Source organism: Oerskovia turbata, from assembly GCF_000718325.1.
GTDB lineage: Bacteria > Actinomycetota > Actinomycetes > Actinomycetales > Cellulomonadaceae > Oerskovia > Oerskovia turbata.
On record NZ_JOFV01000012.1, the window covers coordinates 97,742 to 115,217 of the forward strand.

At 72.7% G+C, this 17,476-nt stretch carries 14 protein-coding genes; 3 read left to right on the forward strand and 11 right to left on the reverse strand.

From position 1 onward, the window contains the following. Nucleotides 1-73 precede the first annotated feature (73 nt). The gene (gene cimA, locus IE95_RS0113635; protein ID WP_030152172.1) at nucleotides 74-1,738 is read right to left on the reverse strand and encodes a citramalate synthase; all 1,665 of its coding nucleotides are present in this window, start codon (nucleotides 1,736-1,738) and stop codon (nucleotides 74-76) included. Between the two features lie 384 nt (nucleotides 1,739-2,122). On the opposite strand from cimA, the gene IE95_RS19060 reads away from it, so the two are divergent. Further along, nucleotides 2,123-2,695: a DUF6069 family protein gene (locus IE95_RS19060; protein ID WP_051703114.1), complete on the forward strand. Its 573-nt coding sequence runs from the start codon at nucleotides 2,123-2,125 to the stop codon at nucleotides 2,693-2,695. A gap of 93 nt (nucleotides 2,696-2,788) precedes the next feature. On the opposite strand, the gene IE95_RS0113645 is transcribed toward IE95_RS19060, so the two are convergent. Both IE95_RS0113645 and IE95_RS0113650 read right to left on the reverse strand, forming a co-directional pair. Then, a complete protein-coding gene (locus IE95_RS0113645) occupies nucleotides 2,789-3,919 on the reverse strand; it encodes a branched-chain amino acid aminotransferase (protein ID WP_030152174.1) in 1,131 nt (376 codons plus the stop codon). Between the two features lie 206 nt (nucleotides 3,920-4,125). Further along, a complete protein-coding gene (locus tag IE95_RS0113650; protein ID WP_030152175.1) occupies nucleotides 4,126-5,169 on the reverse strand; it encodes a 3-isopropylmalate dehydrogenase in 1,044 nt (347 codons plus the stop codon). A gap of 255 nt (nucleotides 5,170-5,424) precedes the next feature. Here IE95_RS0113650 and IE95_RS0113655 point away from each other — a divergent pair, with 255 nt between their 5' ends. After that, a complete protein-coding gene (locus IE95_RS0113655) occupies nucleotides 5,425-6,690 on the forward strand; it encodes an ROK family transcriptional regulator (RefSeq protein ID WP_084690273.1) in 1,266 nt (421 codons plus the stop codon). A 193-nt stretch (nucleotides 6,691-6,883) separates the two neighbouring features. On the opposite strand, the gene IE95_RS0113660 is transcribed toward IE95_RS0113655, so the two are convergent. The 4 genes from IE95_RS0113660 to IE95_RS0113675 all read right to left on the reverse strand — a co-directional run bounded on the left by IE95_RS0113660 (nucleotide 6,884) and on the right by IE95_RS0113675 (nucleotide 11,704). Beyond that, nucleotides 6,884-7,513: an ASCH domain-containing protein gene (locus tag IE95_RS0113660; protein ID WP_084690274.1), complete on the reverse strand. Its 630-nt coding sequence runs from the start codon at nucleotides 7,511-7,513 to the stop codon at nucleotides 6,884-6,886. A gap of 606 nt (nucleotides 7,514-8,119) precedes the next feature. Next, complete coding sequence (ilvC, locus tag IE95_RS0113665) at nucleotides 8,120-9,148, reverse strand: ketol-acid reductoisomerase (protein ID WP_030152178.1); 1,029 nt, start codon at nucleotides 9,146-9,148, stop codon at nucleotides 8,120-8,122. Nucleotides 9,149-9,239: 91 nt separating this feature from the next. After that, nucleotides 9,240-9,764 carry an acetolactate synthase small subunit gene (ilvN, locus tag IE95_RS0113670; RefSeq protein ID WP_030152179.1) on the reverse strand — a complete coding sequence of 175 codons (525 nt, stop codon included), beginning with the start codon at nucleotides 9,762-9,764 and terminating at the stop codon, nucleotides 9,240-9,242. Nucleotides 9,765-9,784: 20 nt separating this feature from the next. Next, nucleotides 9,785-11,704, reverse strand: a complete 1,920-nt coding sequence (locus tag IE95_RS0113675) for an acetolactate synthase large subunit (RefSeq protein WP_030152180.1) — start codon at nucleotides 11,702-11,704, stop codon at nucleotides 9,785-9,787. A gap of 447 nt (nucleotides 11,705-12,151) precedes the next feature. On the opposite strand from IE95_RS0113675, the gene IE95_RS0113685 reads away from it, so the two are divergent. Further along, complete coding sequence (locus tag IE95_RS0113685) at nucleotides 12,152-12,616, forward strand: GatB/YqeY domain-containing protein (protein WP_030152181.1); 465 nt, start codon at nucleotides 12,152-12,154, stop codon at nucleotides 12,614-12,616. A gap of 28 nt (nucleotides 12,617-12,644) precedes the next feature. Here IE95_RS0113685 and IE95_RS0113690 read toward each other — a convergent pair whose 3' ends face one another. From IE95_RS0113690 to IE95_RS0113705, 4 genes are read right to left on the reverse strand one after another with little or no spacing between them, the layout of a single operon-like run. Next, entirely contained in the window at nucleotides 12,645-13,595 is a 951-nt protein-coding gene (locus IE95_RS0113690) for an NAD-dependent epimerase/dehydratase family protein (RefSeq protein ID WP_240666431.1), read from the reverse strand. Continuing rightward, on the reverse strand, nucleotides 13,592-15,472 hold the full coding sequence (locus tag IE95_RS0113695; protein WP_051703116.1) for a class I adenylate-forming enzyme family protein: 1,881 nt from the start codon (nucleotides 15,470-15,472) through the stop codon (nucleotides 13,592-13,594). Before IE95_RS0113695 ends, IE95_RS0113690 begins: the two co-directional genes overlap by 4 nt. After that, complete coding sequence (locus IE95_RS0113700) at nucleotides 15,469-16,734, reverse strand: cytochrome P450 (RefSeq protein ID WP_129429493.1); 1,266 nt, start codon at nucleotides 16,732-16,734, stop codon at nucleotides 15,469-15,471. The genes IE95_RS0113695 and IE95_RS0113700 overlap by 4 nt, the downstream gene beginning before the upstream one ends. Continuing rightward, complete coding sequence (locus IE95_RS0113705; protein ID WP_030152185.1) at nucleotides 16,731-17,471, reverse strand: glycosyltransferase family 2 protein; 741 nt, start codon at nucleotides 17,469-17,471, stop codon at nucleotides 16,731-16,733. Before IE95_RS0113705 ends, IE95_RS0113700 begins: the two co-directional genes overlap by 4 nt. Nucleotides 17,472-17,476: the final 5 nt, after the last annotated feature.

A 17,476-nucleotide genomic window follows, 5' to 3' on the forward strand; every position in this document is an offset into this window, starting at 1 on the left:
GGAGCGTGACCCGGAGGTCACGTTCCTTCTGACACGTGGGCGCAGCGCCCGGAGCGGTGCGCGGGGCGCAGGGTCAGCGCGGCTGCACGCCCGCGTGGATCAGCCCGTAGATCGCGGAGTCCGTCAGGGCTTCCCAGGCCGCCTCGATGAGGTTCGGCCCGACGCCCACCGTCGACCAGGACGTCGCCCCGTCGGTCATCTCGATGAGGACTCGCGTGATGGCGTCCGTGCCCTGCTCGGTGTCGAGGATGCGGACCTTGAAGTCGATCAGCTCGAACGCCTCGATCTCCGGGTACACGCGCCGCAGCGCGAGCCGCAGCGCATGGTCGAGCGCGTTCACCGGCCCGTTGCCCTCGCCCGTCTTGACGATGCGCTTGCCTCCGGCGTGCAGCTTGACGGTCGCCTCCGCCGTCGCCTCGGTGCCGCGTCCCCCGGCCCGCTCGACGATCGTGCGCCAGCTCTCGACCCGGAAGAACTGCGGCCGCTCGCCCGCGATCTCCTCACGCAGCAGGAGCTCGAACGAGGCGTCGGCCGCGTCGTAGGTGTACCCGCGGGCCTCGGCGTCCTTGACGCGGTGCGTCACGCGCGCGAGCACGTCGCCCTGGTCCGAGAGGTCGAAGCCCATCTCGCGCCCCTTGAGCTCGATCGACGCGCGGCCCGCCATGTCCGAGATGAGCATGCGCATGTCGTTGCCGACGAGAGTGGGCTCGATGTGCTGGTAGAGGTCCGGGTCGACCTTGATCGCCGAGGCGTGCAGCCCGGCCTTGTGCGCGAACGCGCTGGCCCCGACGTACGGCTGGCGCGCGTACGGCGAGATGTTGGTGATCTCGCTGATCGCGTGCGCGATGCGCGTGGTCTCCTGCAGGCCGCCGTCGACGAGCAGGCTCCGGCCGTGCTTGAGCTCGAGGTTCGCGACGACCGTGATGAGGTCCGCGTTCCCGGTGCGTTCGCCGTAGCCGTTGACGGTCCCCTGGACGTGGGCGGCGCCTGCGGCCACGGCCGCGAGCGAGTTCGCGACCGCGCAGCCCGAGTCGTTGTGCGCGTGCATCCCGAGCAGCGGGTCGCCGGCCTGGGCGTGGAGCCCGTGCGGGATCCCGACGGCGTCGCGCAGCTCCGTGACGATCTCGCCGACCCACTCGGGCAGCATGCCGCCGTTGGTGTCGCACAGCGCGACGACCTCGGCCCCCGCCGCGAACGCGGCCTCGACCGCAGCACGCGAGTAGGCGGGGTCGAACCGGTAGCCGTCGAAGAAGTGCTCGGCGTCCAGGACGACGCGGCGCCCCTCGGCCACGAGGAACGTGACGGTGTCGGTGATCATGGCGAGGTTCTCGGCCCCCGTCGTCCGTAGGGCACGCTCGGCGTGGCGGATGTCGGACTTGGCGACGAGCGTGACCACGGGCGCCTGCGACGCGACGAGCGCGCGGACCTGGGGGTCGTCGGCGGCCGTGATCCCGGCCTTGCGGGTCGCGCCGAACGCCGCGAGGACCGCGTTCTTGAGCGTGAGCTCCTTCGCGGCGCGGGAGAAGAAGTCGGTGTCCTTGGGGATCGCCCCGGGCCAGCCGCCCTCGATGAACCCGACACCCAGCTCGTCCAGGAGCGGGGCGATCGCGAGCTTGTCGGCGACCGAGAGGTTCATGCCCTCCTGCTGCGCACCGTCGCGCAGGGTCGTGTCGTAGACGTGGAACGTCGAGGGTGCGCTCGCTGTGGCAGGAGCTACGGGGTTCACCTGGGAAGTCATCGTGCCGCTCTCTGGGGAGATCTCGGGGTCCAGCGGTGCCGCCTGGGGCGAGACCACTCTAGGCGGATCGGGCGATCCGCTTCCGCGCTCGCCGCGGGTTCCTCGTTCCCACGCGCCGGGCGGTCGCTCTCGTGAAGCTCGTGCCCGGCGCTTCGGTGCCCGACGGCGGTGGTGTCGGGCAACAAAAAAACCCCCCGAGGGTGCGGGAGGTTTGCGCGTCCGGTGTGGTGGCCGGGCGCGCTACTCGATAATGAGGTGGGAGACGAGGTGTGTCACAGGACACATGCTGCCACAGCAGCCGCCAGGATGGAACGGTGTCCACGGACTGAGCATGCCAACCAGCGAGCGCCCGGAACGACAGCCTGCAACGACAGGAGACGCATCATGAGCGACCCGAACTTCCCGCCCCGCGGCAACGCCCCGCAGCCCGGTGTCCCCGGCCACCCCCAGGGTGTCCCGCCGGCCATCCCGCCCACGGTCCCGCCCGACCCGCACGCCGACTTCCCGGCACCGCCCGTCAACCCTGCGGACCCCCGCCTCGCGGTCGAGGTCGGCCGCTTCTGGGCGGGAGCGGCCGCCACGGCGCTGGTGGCCGCGCTCATCGGCCTCGTGGCCGTGATCATCCTCGAACGGATCTTCTCGTTCACGCTCGTGCCGCCGCCGGACATCTTCTCGACCGCCTCGCACCAGGCCGCGTTCGCGATCGACGGAGCGATCCTCGCCCTGCTCGCGGCTGGGCTGCTGCACGTGCTGATCCTCACGACCCCGCGCCCGCGGGCGTTCTTCGGCTGGATCATGGCGCTCGTGATCGTCGTCATCACCGCCCTCCCGTTCGCCTGGACCACGGACACGACGTCGGCCGCGCTGTCCGGGCTCGTGAACCTGCTCATCGGGGTCGCCGTCTGGTCGCTGCTCGCGGGCGTCGCGGGCCGGACGATCGTGCGCCGGGCGGTCTGAGGCCCCGCGAGACGCTGAGTGCGGAGTGGTCGTCGCCGATCGTGTCGGTCGGCGACGACCACTCCGCACCCAGCGTCTCGGTGAGCGGGCGGCTCAGGCCAGGCGCGTCATCCAGCCGTGGCGGTCCGCCGCCCGACCGTTCTGGATGTCGGTGAGCTCGCCGCGGATCGCGAGGGTCAGCTCGCCCGCGCCGCCGTCGGCGATGGTGTGGTCGAAGTTCGACCCGCCCAGGCGGCCGATCGGCGTGACGACCGCCGCCGTGCCGCACGCGAACACCTCGGTCACCGCACCGGACCGGATGTCGGCCAGGAGCTCCTCGAGCGGGATGCGCCGCTCGGTGACCTCGTGACCGCGGTCGTTGAGGAGCTGGATGATCGACGAGCGCGTCACGCCCTCGAGGATCGACCCCGTGAGCTCGGGCGTCTCGACCGACCCGTCGGCCTTGACGACGAACACGTTCATGCCGCCGAGCTCCTCGACGAACGTGCCCGTCGACGAGTCGAGGAAGCAGACCTGCTCGAAGCCCTTCTCCTGCGCGAGAGTCTGCGGCAGCAGGCTCGACGCGTAGTTGCCGCCGCACTTGGCGTCGCCCGTGCCGCCTGCACCGGCGCGGCTGAACTCGCGGTCGACCCAGATCGACACGGGCTTCACGCCGCCCGAGAAGTACGGGCCCACGGGCGAGGCGATCACGAGGTACTCGGCCTCGAGCGAGGCCCGCACGCCGAGGAACGACTCCGAGGCGTACATGAACGGACGCAGGTACAGGCTTGCCTCCTCGCCGCTCGGGACCCACTCGACGTCGGTGCGCACGAGCGCCGTGATCGAGCCGATGAAGTCGTCGACCGAGAGCGCCGGCAGCGCCAGACGGTGCGCAGACCGCGCGAACCGGGCGGCGTTGGCCTCGGGACGGAAGGTCCACACGGACCCGTCCTGGTGCCGGTACGCCTTGAGGCCCTCGAAGATCTCCTGGGCGTAGTGCAGGACCGCGGTCGCGGGGTCGAGCTGGAGCGGGCCGTACTTCTCGATGCGGCGGTCGATCCAGCCGTCGGTCGAGTTCCAGCTGATCCGGGCCATGTGGTCCGAGAACACGGTGCCGAACTTCGGGGCGGAGATCGCGGCCGCCCTGGCCTCGGGGGAGGTCGGGGTGTCCGAGGTGCGGATGTCGAAGAGCGCGACGAGATCCTCGGCCGAGGACGCGGGCTGCGCTGTGAGGGGGGAAGTCATGTCATGGGCCTTTCACCTGGCGACCCGGGTGGGTTCCTCGCCTAGTTTTCCATGACGGAGCGCCCTTCGGCGCCCGCAGGGCGGGCGAGAACTCCCGGGCCTTCGACGAGGACGTGGGAGCGGTGAGGACGGCAGAGGGTGCGTGCCGCCGTCGGGCCCCAGCGCGGGGGCCCGACGGCGGCGCGGCGGCAGGTCGGGAGGACCGATCAGCCGGCGACGCGGGCGGCGAGCTCGCGCCCCACCTCGGCCGTCGACCGTACTCGGGTCCCCCGCTCGGCGAGGTCCGCGGCGACCGCGGCCTCGACGCGCTGCGACTCCTCGGCGAGGCCGAGGTGGTCGAGCAGCATCGCGACGGACAGGACCGTGGCGGTGGGGTCCGCCTTGCCCTGGCCCGCGATGTCGGGGGCCGAGCCGTGCACCGGCTCGAACATGGAGGGAGCCGTGCGGTCGGGGTTGATGTTGGCCGAGGCCGCGAGGCCGATGCCGCCGGTGATCGCAGCGGCCTGGTCCGTCAGGATGTCGCCGAACAGGTTGTCGGTGACGATGACGTCGAATCGCGACGGGTTCGTCGTGAGGAAGATCGTGGCGGCGTCCACGTGCAGGTAGTCCGTCGTGACGTCGGGGAACTCGGCGTTGACCGCCTCGACCGTGCGGCGCCACAGGTGACCGGCGTGGACCAGGACGTTGTGCTTGTGCACGAGCGTCAGGTGCTTGCGGGGACGCGCCTGGGCGCGGGCGAACGCGTCACGGACGACGCGCTCGACGCCGAAGGCCGTGTTCACGGAGACCTCGGTCGCGATCTCGTGGGGCGTGCCGACGCGCAGCGCGCCGCCGTTGCCGACGTAGGGGCCCTCGGTGCCTTCGCGGACGACGACGAAGTCGATCTCGCCCGGGTCCGCGAGCGGGGACTTCACGCCGGGGTAGAGCTTGCCCGGGCGGAGGTTGACGTAGTGGTCCAGCGCGAAGCGCAGCTTGAGCAGCAGCCCGCGCTCGAGGACGCCCGACGGGACGGTCGGGTCGCCGATCGCGCCGAGGAGGATCGCGTCGTGGGTGCGGATCGCCGCGAGGTCCTCGTCGGTGAGGGTCTCACCGGTCGCGTGCCAGCGGCGCGCACCGAGGTCGAAGGGCGTCGTGGAGACCTTGACGTCCGAGCCTGAGAGCGCCGCCTCGAGGACCGCGAGGCCCTGCTCGACGACCTCGATACCGATGCCGTCTCCGGCGACCACTGCCAAGTCGATGTTGCGCGTCATGGCGAAACCGTACGCCCCGGCGCCAGTCCTCGGGACGCCCATCTCACAGCGTGGGCGGGTCGGGTCCTGCGATCCGCACCATCTCGCGGGTCGAGGGTCGACGTCATGACTGGACACGCTCCCATTACGCCAGCAGGAACTGGCGTGACACTCGAAGATGGTAAGAGCAGAAGAGCCTCTCGACTTGCACAATCCGCCAGAGTGCGCAACTCTTAGGAAACTTTCCTAAGACGCTGGCAGAGAGGCCACCACGCCGTGTCCCGCACGCACGTCCCGGGGACCCCCGGGTTGCTCCGCACGATCAACGACCGCGCCGCGCTCGAGCTCCTGCTCGACACCGGCCCCATGACCCGGTCGCAGATCGGAGACCTCACCGGCGTCTCCCGTCCGACATCCTCCCAGATCGTGGCACGACTGGAGTCGGCCGGGCTCATCGAGCCCACCGGGGCCGTCCAAGGAGCCCGCGGCCCGCAGGCGGTCATGTACGCCGCGCGCACCGACGTCGTCGTCGGGCTGGCGCTCGACGTCCTTCCCGGAGGGGTGCAGGCCCGCCTCGTCGACGCCCACGGCACCGTCCTCGGCGGCGCCGAGATCCCCACCTCGGACGACCGCACCGCCGTGAGCGACGTCCGCGCGGCGTGGGACGCCGCCTGTGCCGACGCCCGCGTGCCCGTCGACCGGGTCGGCGCGGTCGTCGCCGGCGTCCAGGCCGCGGCCGACCCCACGACCGGAGACCTCTGGCTCGTCGGCGACCTGCCGGGATGGCCCCGCCTCGCCGTCCGCTCGCTCCTCGAGCAGGAGTTCGGCGTCCCCGTCCACATCGAGAACGACGTCAACCTCGCCACGATCGCCGAGCACGACGCGGGCCGGTGCGACGACGCGAGCTTCTCGCTGCTCTGGATCGGTGGAGGCATCGGCCTCGGGACCCTCATCGACGGCAGGCTCCACCACGGCGCGACCGGTGCCGCCGGCGAGCTCGGCTACCTCCCCGTGCCGGTGACCGTCCGCGACTACGACGACCACTCGGTCAACCTCCAGGACCTCGTCGGCGGCCGCCGGTTCGAAGAGCTCGCCGAGTGGTACGGCGTCCCCGGCGAGGGCTACGCCGACTACCTCGCAGCCATGACCGCCGACCCGGACAGCCCCGCCGTCGTCGCGCTCGTCGAGGACTTCGGACGCCGCCTCGCCACGGTCGTCCAGCCGGTCGTCGCGGTCGTCGAACCACACCTCGTCGTGCTCAGCGGCCCGACGTGCATCGCGGGCGGACAACGCCTCGCCGACGTGACCCGCAGCCACCTCACGGACACCGAGCAGGGCGTGGCGCTGATCGTCCCGGCCCTGGCCCCCTCGGACCCCGTCCTGCGCGGCGCCCAGGCGGTCGTCGCGGCCGACGTCCGCGCACTTCTCCTCGACCGCGTCTCGACCCACCCCACGGACCACGGCACGCACAGCGCGCCGGTCCAGACCGTGCGCACGGCCACGGCGACCACCGGCGCTCCGGCGTCCTCACACTCGGGGTAGCTCCTCTCGCTGCCCCGACGGGCGGTGGTCGCGGCCTGGGACGGCGACCACCGCTCACCCCCGCCCCGCGCGCTCGCTGCCCGACGGCGTCGCTCGAGCCCCCGGAGCCCGTCACCCGTGCGCGTCTCCACCGGGCACGCCGCCCTGGTCGGGCCCGACGGCGCCGCGAGGGCGCCCACCGCTGCGCGAGCGCTCAGCGCTGCCGCGGGAACCGCAGCTCGAACCGTTCGCAGACCACGGGCATGTCCTCACGGAACTCGTGGCCCACCAGGACCCGCGTGAAGTACCTGCGGTGGCCGGCGCGCCAGGACTCGAGCGTCCGGTCGTCCTCCCCCTCGGCCGCCGCGAAGTCGGCCGTGACCTGGTCGAACGGGACGACCTCGACCGAGGTCGTGCGGATGAGCGCCCGCGGATGCCCGTCGCCGTCGAGGATGATCGAGAGCTCGCCGACCTGAGGCAGCGGCACGTCGTCGCCGTACTCCCAGCGCGACGAGGAGGTCGCGGTCTTGTCGCCCGACAGCACCGCGGTGAGCAGGCCGTCGGCGAGGGCAGGGTTGTCCCCGAAGGACCAGGCAGGCGGCGGCACGGTCGCCGAGACCCCGAAGCCGGTCACGACGCCCACCTTGCCCTCCCCCGCACGGACGCGCGCGGTCTCCCAGAACTCGAGGATCTCCTCGCCGCGCGGGTCGTCCTCGCCCTGCTCGCTCTCCGTGCCCGCGGGGACGTCCGAAACCGCCGGGTGCTCGTCGCCCGTGGCGGGCCGCGGCGCCGGCTCGGCGCCCTCGCTCGTGCTGTCCGGTCCGTGGTCGTCGTGATGGCTCATACGTCCATGGTGGACCACGGACACCCGGAGTGCCCGTCTTGTCGTGCTTTGACCGACGGGGTGTCGGCGATTCCACCCTGTTCCCCTGGTGCCCCGCCGTGTCTCCTGGTGCCTCGCCGTGCCGAGGGTGACGGCACAACCCGCCGACGGTGACCGCACTCCCGGTCGAGGGTGACGGCGTAGCCCGCCGACGGTGACCGCACTCCCGGTCGAGGGTGACGGCCCTGCCCGCCGACGGTGACAGCGCAACCCGCCGACGGTGACCGTCGAATCCGTCGAACCATCATCCTTGGTGACGATGCGTCACCCCCGGCAGGCGGGCACGTCCCCCTCGGCGGGCAGGGTCGTCACCCTCGGCGGGCAGGGTCGTCACCCTCGGCAGGCTGGGCCGTCGCCCCCGGCAGGCGGGCACGTCACCCTCGGCAGGCAGGGTCGTCACCCTCGGCGGGCAGGGCCGTCGCCCTCGGCAGGCTGGCCGGACGCACAGAGAAGGGTGACCCGTCCTGCGCAATCGTGGTCAGGTCTGGCGGGAGGCCGCCAGGCCGGAGGGAAGATCGTGCAGGACGGGTCACCCTCCTCAGAAGGTTCGCCGCAGCGAAGCGAAGGTCAGCGACCGACCGAGCCCTCGGTGTAGTCGTCGTCGCCCGACTTCGCCCAGGCGAACATCCCGCGCAGCTCGCGGCCCGTGGCCTCGATCGGGTGCGCCTCACCCTTGGCGCGGAGCTCCTTGAACTCGGGGGCGCCCGCGTCCTGGTCGTCGATGAAGCGCTTCGCGAACGCGCCGTTCTGGATGTCCCCGAGGACTGCCTTCATGTTCTCCTTGACCCGCGGGTCGATGACGCGGGGGCCCGAGACGTAGTCGCCGTACTCGGCGGTGTCGGACACCGACCAGCGCTGCTTGGCGATGCCGCCCTCCCACATGAGGTCCACGATGAGCTTGAGCTCGTGCAGGACCTCGAAGTAGGCGATCTCCGGCTGGTAGCCGGCCTCGGTCAGGGTCTCGAAACCGTACTGGACGAGCTGCGACACGCCACCGCACAGGACGGCCTGCTCGCCGAACAGGTCGGTCTCGGTCTCCTCGGTGAACGTCGTCTTGATGACGCCGGCGCGCGTGCCACCGATCGCCTTCGCGTACGAGAGCGCGATGTCCCACGCCTGGCCCGACGCGTCCTTCTCGACGGCGATGATGTCGGGGATGCCGCGGCCCGCGACGAACTCGCGACGCACGGTGTGGCCCGGCGCCTTGGGTGCGACGAGGATGACGTCGACACCCTCGGGGGCCTCGATGTAGCCGAAGCGGATGTTGAAGCCGTGCGCGAACGCGAGCGTCTTGCCGGCTGCCAGGTGCGGCTTGATCTCGTCGTTGTAGATCGAGCGCTGGTGCTGGTCCGGCGCGAGGATCATGATGAGGTCTGCCCACTGGGCGGCCTCGGCGACGGTCTTGACCTCGAAGCCCTCGTCGGTCGCCTTGGCGATCGACTTGGAGCCTTCCTTGAGCGCGATGACGACCTGGACGCCCGAGTCGCGGAGGTTCTGCGCGTGCGCGTGCCCCTGGCTGCCGTACCCGACGACCGCGACCTTCTTCTGCTGGATGATCGTGAGGTCGGCGTCGTCGTCGTAGAAGAGCTCTGCCACGGTGTTACTCCTTGGGTTCTTGAGGTGATGACGAACACGATAGTTCGACGGCGGTGGACGGCGGGGTCGCGTCCACCGGGAGGGTTGGGGGTCAGGCGGACCGGTGGGCGCGGTCGAGCGCCCGGTCGGTGATGGAGCGGGCGCCGCGACCGACGGCCACGGTGCCGGACTTGACGATCTCACGGACGCCGTAGGGGTCGAGCGCGCCGAGGAGGGCGCTCAGCTTTTCCGGGGTGCCCGTGGCCTCGATCGTCACGGCGTCGGGGACGACGTCGACGACCTTGGCACGGAACAGCTCGACGACCTCGAGGACGCCCGTGCGGTTGGCACCGTCGGCGCGGACCTTGACGAGCAGGAGCTCACGCTGGACGGAGGACGGCTGGTCGAGCTCGACGATCTTGATGACGTTGACGAGCTTGTTGAGCTGCTTGGTGACCTGCTCGAGCGGGTTCTGGTCGACGTCGACGACCACGGTGATGCGGGAGATCTCCTCGTGCTCCGTGGGGCCCACGGCGAGCGAGTGGATGTTGAACGCGCGGCGGGCGAACAGGCCTGCGACGCGCGTGAGCACGCCGGGCTTGTTCTCCACGAGCACGGAGAGGGTGTGTCGGGACATGGTTGCGGCTCTCCCCGGTCTCAGTCTTCGCGGTCCCACGCGGGCGAGATGCCGCGTGCGTACTGGATGTTGTCGTTGCTCACGCCCGACGCGACCATGGGCCACACCATCGCGTCGCGCGAGACGTTGAAGTCGACGACGACGGGTCGGTCGTCGATCTCCATGGCGCGCTTGATCGCGGCGTCGACCTCGCTCGTGGACTCGACACGGATGCCTTCGCACCCGTACGCGTCGGCGAGCTTGACGAAGTCGGGCACGCGCTGCGTGCCGCGGCCCGTGTGCAGGTCGGTGTTGGAGTAGCGGGACTCGTAGAACAGGGTCTGCCACTGGCGGACCATGCCGAGCGAGGAGTTGTTGATCAGCGCGACCTTGATGGGGATCTCGTTGATCGTGCAGGTCGCGAGCTCCTGGTTGGTCATCTGGAAGCAGCCGTCGCCGTCGATCGCCCACACGGTCTTGTCGGGCTGGCCGACCTTGGCGCCCATCGCGGCGGGGATCGAGTAGCCCATGGTGCCGAGGCCGCCCGAGTTGAGCCAGGTCCTGGGGTGCTCGTAGCGGATGAACTGCGCGGCCCACATCTGGTGCTGGCCGACGCCTGCGACGTAGATCGAGTCGGGGCCGGAGAGCTCGCCGAGGCGCTGGATGACGTGCTGCGGGGCGAGGTGCCCGTCCTCGGGCTCGGAGTAGCCGAGGGGGTAGGTCTCCCGCCAGTCGTCGATCTGGCGCCACCAGGCGCCGAGGTCGGGCTGCCCCTTGGCCGCGTGCTCGCGCTCGAGCTCGGGCAGCAGGTCGGTGATGACCTCGCGCAGGTCGCCCACGATGGGGACGTCGACCTCGCGGTTCTTGCCGATCTCGGCGGGGTCGATGTCGGCGTGCACGATCGTGGCGTGCGGCGCGAAGCTCGACAGCACCCCGGTCACCCTGTCGTCGAAGCGCGCACCCAGGGCCACGATGAGGTCGGCCTTCTGGAGTGCGGCGACCGCGGGGACGGTGCCGTGCATGCCGGGCATGCCGAGGTTCTGCGGGTGCGAGTCGGGCAGTGCGCCGCGGGCCATGAGGGTGGTCACGACGGGCGCGCCCGACAGGTCCACGAGGCGGCGCAGCTCGGCCGAGGCGTTCGCGCGGATCGCGCCTCCGCCGACGTACAGCACGGGGCGCCGCGCGGTCGCGAGCAGGCGCGCGGCCTCGCGGATCTGCTTGGAGTGCGGCTTGGTCACCGGGTGGTAGCCGGGCAGCTGGAGCTCCTGCGGCCACGAGAACGTGGTGCGGGCCTGCATCGCGGACTTCGCGATGTCGACGAGGACGGGCCCGGGACGCCCGGTCTGGGCGATGTGGAAGGCCTCGGCGATGACGCGCGGGATCTCGTCGGGGTCGGTGACGAGGAAGTTGTGCTTGGTGATGGGCAGGGTGATGCCGACGATGTCGGCCTCCTGGAAGGCGTCGGTCCCGATCAGGGACGCGCCGACCTGGCCCGTGATGGCCACGAGCGGGATCGAATCCATGTTGGCGTCGGCGATGGGGGTGACGAGGTTCGTCGCGCCGGGGCCGGACGTCGCCATGGTCACCCCGACGCGGCCGGTCGCGTGGGCGTAGCCCGAGGCCGCGTGGCCGCCGCCCTGCTCGTGGCGCACGAGGATGTGGCGGAGCTTCTTGGAGTCCATGAGCGGGTCGTACGTCGGCAGGATCGCTCCGCCGGGGATGCCGAAGACGACGTCCACACCGGCTTCCTCGAGCGAGCGGACGATCGACTGCGCGCCCGTGACCTCCTCGGGTCCGACGGCGGCGCTCACCGAGCGCTCGCCCGTGACCGAGGCGCGTGCTCGGTTCTCGGGGCGGGCTGCGAGGCTCGCGGGGGAAGGGGCTGGCTTCGGCGCCACGGCCTCGCCGGCGGGCGCGGGGGCGCTCGGCGTCGGCGGGGCCGGGTGGGGACCCTGGACCATCGGTATCTCCTGTTTCTCGGTGGCGACTGGCTGCCACCGGCTGGATCGAGCTCACCGTGGTGGTGCTGGTACTTCTGGTGCTCTCCGTGCTGTTCTGCCGCGGGGTGGTGCGGTCCGGTGACCGGCTCCGGAGCGGGGTGTGCCCGGAGGGGGTGGTCATGACGGTCGTGGTCGTGACATGAAAAAACCCCTCGTACCCGGTGAGGGCTCTTCGAGGGGTGAGCGCGCTGACGAGACCTGGTTGCTTGGCCTCAGCCGGCGCGCTCAGGAAGTACTACGAGAAGGATCGTCTGCACGTTGTGCACACTACGCCCTCGATCCGGCGATGTCATGCGTCGAGCCGGACGTCTCAGGGATTGGGACGTCCGGCCCGACGACGTGGGCCCGCCCCGTGCGTGCACGGCAATCCGGTAGGGCCGGAGCCGCGGGACCAGGCACCATGGACCCATGACCACCACGATCGAGCGAATGACAGCCGACCTCACGACCGCCATGAAGGCCCGCGACGAGTTCGCCAAGAACACCCTGCGCCAGGTCATCGGCGCTGTCCGCACCGCGGAGAAGTCCGGCTCGACCGCACGCGAGATGACCGATGCCGAGGTCCAGACCGTCCTGGCCGCCGAGGTCAAGAAGCGTCGCGAGAGCGCCCAGATCTACACCGACGCGGCGGCGACCAAGCGCGCCGACAACGAGACCCGCGAGGCCGACTTCATCGAGAAGTACCTGCCGGCCAGCCTCACGGCCGCGGAGCTCGACGCGCTCGTGACGGCCGCGATCGTCTCGACCGGTGCCTCGTCCATGAAGGACATGGGCACGGTCATGAAGACGGCCACGGCCGCGGCGGCCGGGATCGGCCGCGTCGACGGCAAGGCGCTCTCGCAGGCCGTGCGTCAGGCGCTCGGGGCCCTCTGACCCGGCCCGGGGCGGCCCGTCCCGTGCGTCACCAGTCCTCGGCCCCGGCGAGCGACGTGGCGCGGGGCTCGACCCCGAGCACCTCGCGCAGCACCGTCAGGTCGTAGGTGCGTTCGACCGCGAGGTGGCTGATGGCGTACCGGGTCAGGCGCGGCGGCTCGGGCCGCCGCGTCCACCGTGCGAGCGCCTCGGCGCACGTGGCGAGCATCCACGCGGGGCGGGCCGGGATGCCGGCGAGCGTGACGCCGTCGTGCCCCCTGCGGCGCAGGAGCTCGACGACGACCTCGCCCAGGACCACGGGCTCGGCGTCCGCGACGTTGACCACGAGGGGCCCGTCGGGCAGGTCGCGGGTCGCGGCCGCGAGCGCCGCCTCGACGAGCGTGTCCACGTGCGTGAGGGACTGCAGCGTCGACCCGTCCCCGACGAGCACGAGCCGCCTGCCCCGGATCGCGCGCTCGATGCGCGGCAGGAGCGTCGTGTCTCCCGGGCCGTACACGGCGTGGGGGCGCAGCACGACGACGGGTCCGCGCCCGGGTGTGCGGGCGTCGGCGACGAGGATCCGCTCGGCGGCAGCCTTGGTCGCGCCGTAGGCGTTGAGGTACCGCTGGACGGGTGCCTCGGTCTCGCGTCCGCGGACCGTGGGCGAGCAGGGGTCGTAGACGCTGCCCGAGGACACGTGCACGAACCGTGCTGCGGGGAACGTGTCCCGCACGGCGCGCGTGCCTTCGACGTTGGTCGCCTGTGCGACGTCGTGGCGCGCCCAGTCGGACACTGCGGCCCCTGCGTGCACGACGACGTCCAGCGGGGGCGGTTCGGCGAGCGGCCCGTCGGCGAGGTCCCACGTGCGGTGCTCGGCGCCCGGGACGCGCGCGTCGCGGCGCGAGAACGTCCAGACCTGGTGCCCGTCGGCCGCGGCGCGGCGGGCGACCGCTCCCCCGACGAACCCCGAGGCCCCCGTGACCCCGATGCGCAGGCTCATGCGAGGCCTCCCCGGGCGAGGTGGTGAGCGGCGGCGCGGGAGAGCGTCGTGCGGTCGGGCTTGCGGCTGCGACCGGCGACCGGCAGGCGGTCGGCGTGCAGCACGAGGTCCGGCAGGGCACCGTGGTCGAGCACGTCCGGCAGGGCCGCGCGAACGCTCGCGAGCAGGGGGTGGTCGCTGGTCAGCCGGGGCCCACCCGGGAGAGATCGGGGCCCGACGGCGCCGCCCGCCTCGGGCGGACACGTCGCCTCGGGCGGACACGTCGCCTCGGAGGTGGTGGCGTGGCCCGAGGTGACGACGAGCACGACCTTCTCGTCGCCGTCCTCCTGCAGGACGCCGACGAGGGCGGCCTCGCCGACGCCCGGCAGGGCTGCGAGCCGCGGTTCGAACAGTCCCGGGTAGATGTTGACCGTGCCGCGGATGATCATGTCGCGCGTGCGCCCCACGAGGACGATCCGGCCCTGCTCGTCGAGGTGTGCGAGGTCGCCCGTGCGGTGCTCGGTCACGGGCGGCCGTCCGCCGTCGAGGTTGGCGAGATATCCCGTCATGAGGGAGGGACCGCGCAGGACGAGCTCGCCCACGGCGTGGTCGACCGGTGCGGGCGCGGCCGACCTGGCGCGGGCCGTCGACGCGCCCGGCTCGTCATCGCGCTCGACGCCGGAGGTGTCGATCCGTGCCTCGATCCCGGGCAAGGGCCGTCCGACCAGGTCTCCGTCGCCCGTGTGGCCGAGCTTGTCGGCGGCCTCGACGACCGCGACGGGCAGGATCTCCGTCATGCCGTAGACGCCGATCCACCGTGTGCCGGGCAGCAGGCGCGCGGCCCGGTCGAGCAGGGCCCGTGTGACGGGCGCTCCGCCGACGAGCGCGACCTGCGGGCCCTCGACGGGCGCGCGTCCGGACTCGACGGCGTCGAGCAGGAGCGTGAGGTCTGCCGGGACCAGGTACGTACCGGCCCGCCCGGCCGTGTGCCGGGCGAACGTCTCGATGTCCTGGGCCGGCGTGCCCGGCGGGACGGACCAGGTCCCGCCACCGAGCAGGGCGGGGATGCCGAGCAGCATCTGGTCGGTGTGCACGACGTCGCCGGGTGCGAGCTCGAACGCCCCGCCCAGCAGGGCGCAGCCTGCGCCGAGCGAGCCCGCGGAGTGGACGACGGCCTGCGGGTCCGCCGTGGTGCCCGACGTGAAGACGACGAGCGCCTCGCCGTCGAGCGAGAGGTCGGCGCTGCGCGGGACCCCCTCGCCGAGCGGGCTGTCAGAACGAGCGTGCCCTGGGGTGCTCGCTCGTTCTGACAGCCCGCTCGGTGCAGGGGGCCCGGCCGCGAGCGCCCGTGCTGACAGCGACCGTGCCGGAACCCCGGGCAGCCACGGCCCCGAGCGGACGTGCCGCAGCGGCAGGCTCGCGTAGTCGGGCAGCAGGAGGCCGCGCGAGCGTGCCAGGCGCCGCAGCGGCCCGCGCGAGATCGCGTAGAGCAGCGACTCGGTCATGGCCCACCGCGGGGCGGCGGCGCCCACGCGGGCGGCGAAGAGCTCGGGGGTCGAGCCGGGGTCCACGAACACGATCACGGCGCCGAGCCGCACGACGGCGAGCACGAGCACGACGCCCTCGGGGCGGGGGCGCACCGAGAACAGGACGCGGTCCCCCGGTCGCATGCCCTCGCGGTGCAGGGCAGCGGCCGTGGTCTCGACCCGGCGCAGCAGCTCGGCGTACGTGACCTCCTCGCGGACCCGGTCCTTCGGAGCCCTGCTCCGGGATCGGCTCGGCCTACGCCCCGGGCGTGGGGGGCGCGCCCACCAGCGCAGCGCCACCTCGTCCGCGCGAGGCCCGTGCGCGTGGGCGCCGATGGTCGCGAGCAGGTGCTCCGGCGTCGGGTCGCTCATGGTGCCTCCTCCACCGGCACCGGGGACGACGCGGCCGACGCGACCCGCAGGCGCCGGTAGGACGGGATGAGGACGCCCCGCGCGACCTCGCGCCCCACGACCTGCAGCGTGCGCCCCGCGTCCGCGACCGGGCGCAGCGCGTCGAGGACCGCCCCGACCTGCGCCATCGCGAGGGGCATGCCCAGGCAGAAGTGGGGGCCCGCACCGAACCACAGGTTGCGCAGCGCGGGGTCGGTGTCGCGGGCGGGGTCGAACGTCCCGTCTGCCCGGCAGCACGTGACGGTCGCGACGACGACGCGGTCCCCTGCCCGCACCGGCACGTCCCCCACACGGTGGGCCGAGCGCACGGACCGGAGCATCGCAGGGGTCGGGACCGTGACGCGCAGCGCCTCCTCGACCACGCGGCCGCGCAGCGCGTCGTCGGGTGCGGCGAGCAGGAGGCGGTCCATCCACCCGGTGTCGACCGCGAGCGCGACCAGACGCGGCGTGAAGGACTGGATGGTCTCCGTGCCCGTCATGACGAACGCCCCGACCGCGCCCAGCGCCTCGCGCTCGCTCAGGCCGAGGCCGCGCATGCGCCCCGGCACGGTCGCGGGGTCCCCGTCGCGGTACGCGGCCCGGGCGGGCTCGCTCAGCGTGCCCAGCACCTCGCGGGCGTAGCGCACCTGGGCGGGCGTGAGGCTGCGCCGGTGCAGGCGCACGAGCCCGACGACGGACTGCGCCGCGACCATCGCGTCGCGCACCGCGGCGTCCGTGGGCGGCAGCCCCGTCATGCGGCAGATGACCGTGCCCGCGAGCGCCCCGACCTCGCGCACCAGGTCCACGGTCTCGCCCGCGAGGAGCCGAGGCGCCAGCGTGCCCAGCGACATCCCTGCCTCGGCCTGGGTGAGCTGCGCGACCGAGCGCGGCGTGAACAGCCCGGAGAGCGCGCGCCGCAGCGTCGCGTGGTCCTCGCCCTCCATGTTGAGCAGGACCGACGGGCCCAGCACGGGCGTCCACAGGTCCGACGGCGCCCCTGGGCCGACCTTGGAGAAGTGCTCGGTGTCGAGCAGCACCTCGCGGGCCGTGGCGGCGTCGTTCACCACGACCCCGAGACCCGGCACGCGCACGACCGGACCCCTGCGCGCGAGCGCACGGAACGCCGGGTAGACGAGGGGGTGCGCGCCGCGCTGCACGCGCTCCTCCCAACGGTGCGCGGCCCGCTCGGCGACCGGGACCGTGCGGGACCTGGCGCCCGGCGCCCGGGGGGACGTGGCCGTCATCGGATGTCCACGACCTCGGGCTTGTAGCGGTGGTCGGCGTACCAGCCGAGGGTCCGCACGAGCCCCCAGGCGTGCGCGCGACGCGTCGAGGCGCGCACCACGACCTCGGGGTGCGCGCCGTAGGCCGACGTCAGGCGGCGCACGGCGTTCACCAGGGCGCGGTCCTCGTGCAGGTCCTCGATCGCCGTGCGGGGGAATCCGCCCGCGCGCTCGTACAGGTCGGCGGTGATGGCCATGTTGCACCCGGGCGCCATGACGTAGGGCCCCTGGTAGGACGGGTCCTGGTTGCCCGGGCGGAACTTCCCGAACGTGCTCGCGAGGCTCACGGCCCCCGACAGGATCGCCTGCCGCGCACGGGACACGGGCAGGTCGTCGGTGCGCGCGACGATGCGCCCCGCCACCAGGTCGTGCCCGACGGCGAACGCCGCCTTGACGCGGACCGTCCAGTCCGGCGGGGGCACGCAGTCCGCGTCGGTGCGCGCGAGGTGGGTCGCGCCTGCGGCGATCGCCGCGCGCATGCCCGTGTCCGCCGCGGCGCCCGTGCCCTTCTGGTCCTCGGTCACGAGGCGCCAGCGCGGCTCGTCCCACTCCGCGACGGTCGCCCGGACGAGGTCCGGGGTGCCGTCGGTCGAGCCGTTGTCGACCACGACCAGGTCGAAGTCCCGGTCCTCCTGGACACGCAGGGCGCGCAGCGTCGCGAGGATGCCGTGCTCGTGCGCCTCGTTCAGGGCGGGCACGACGA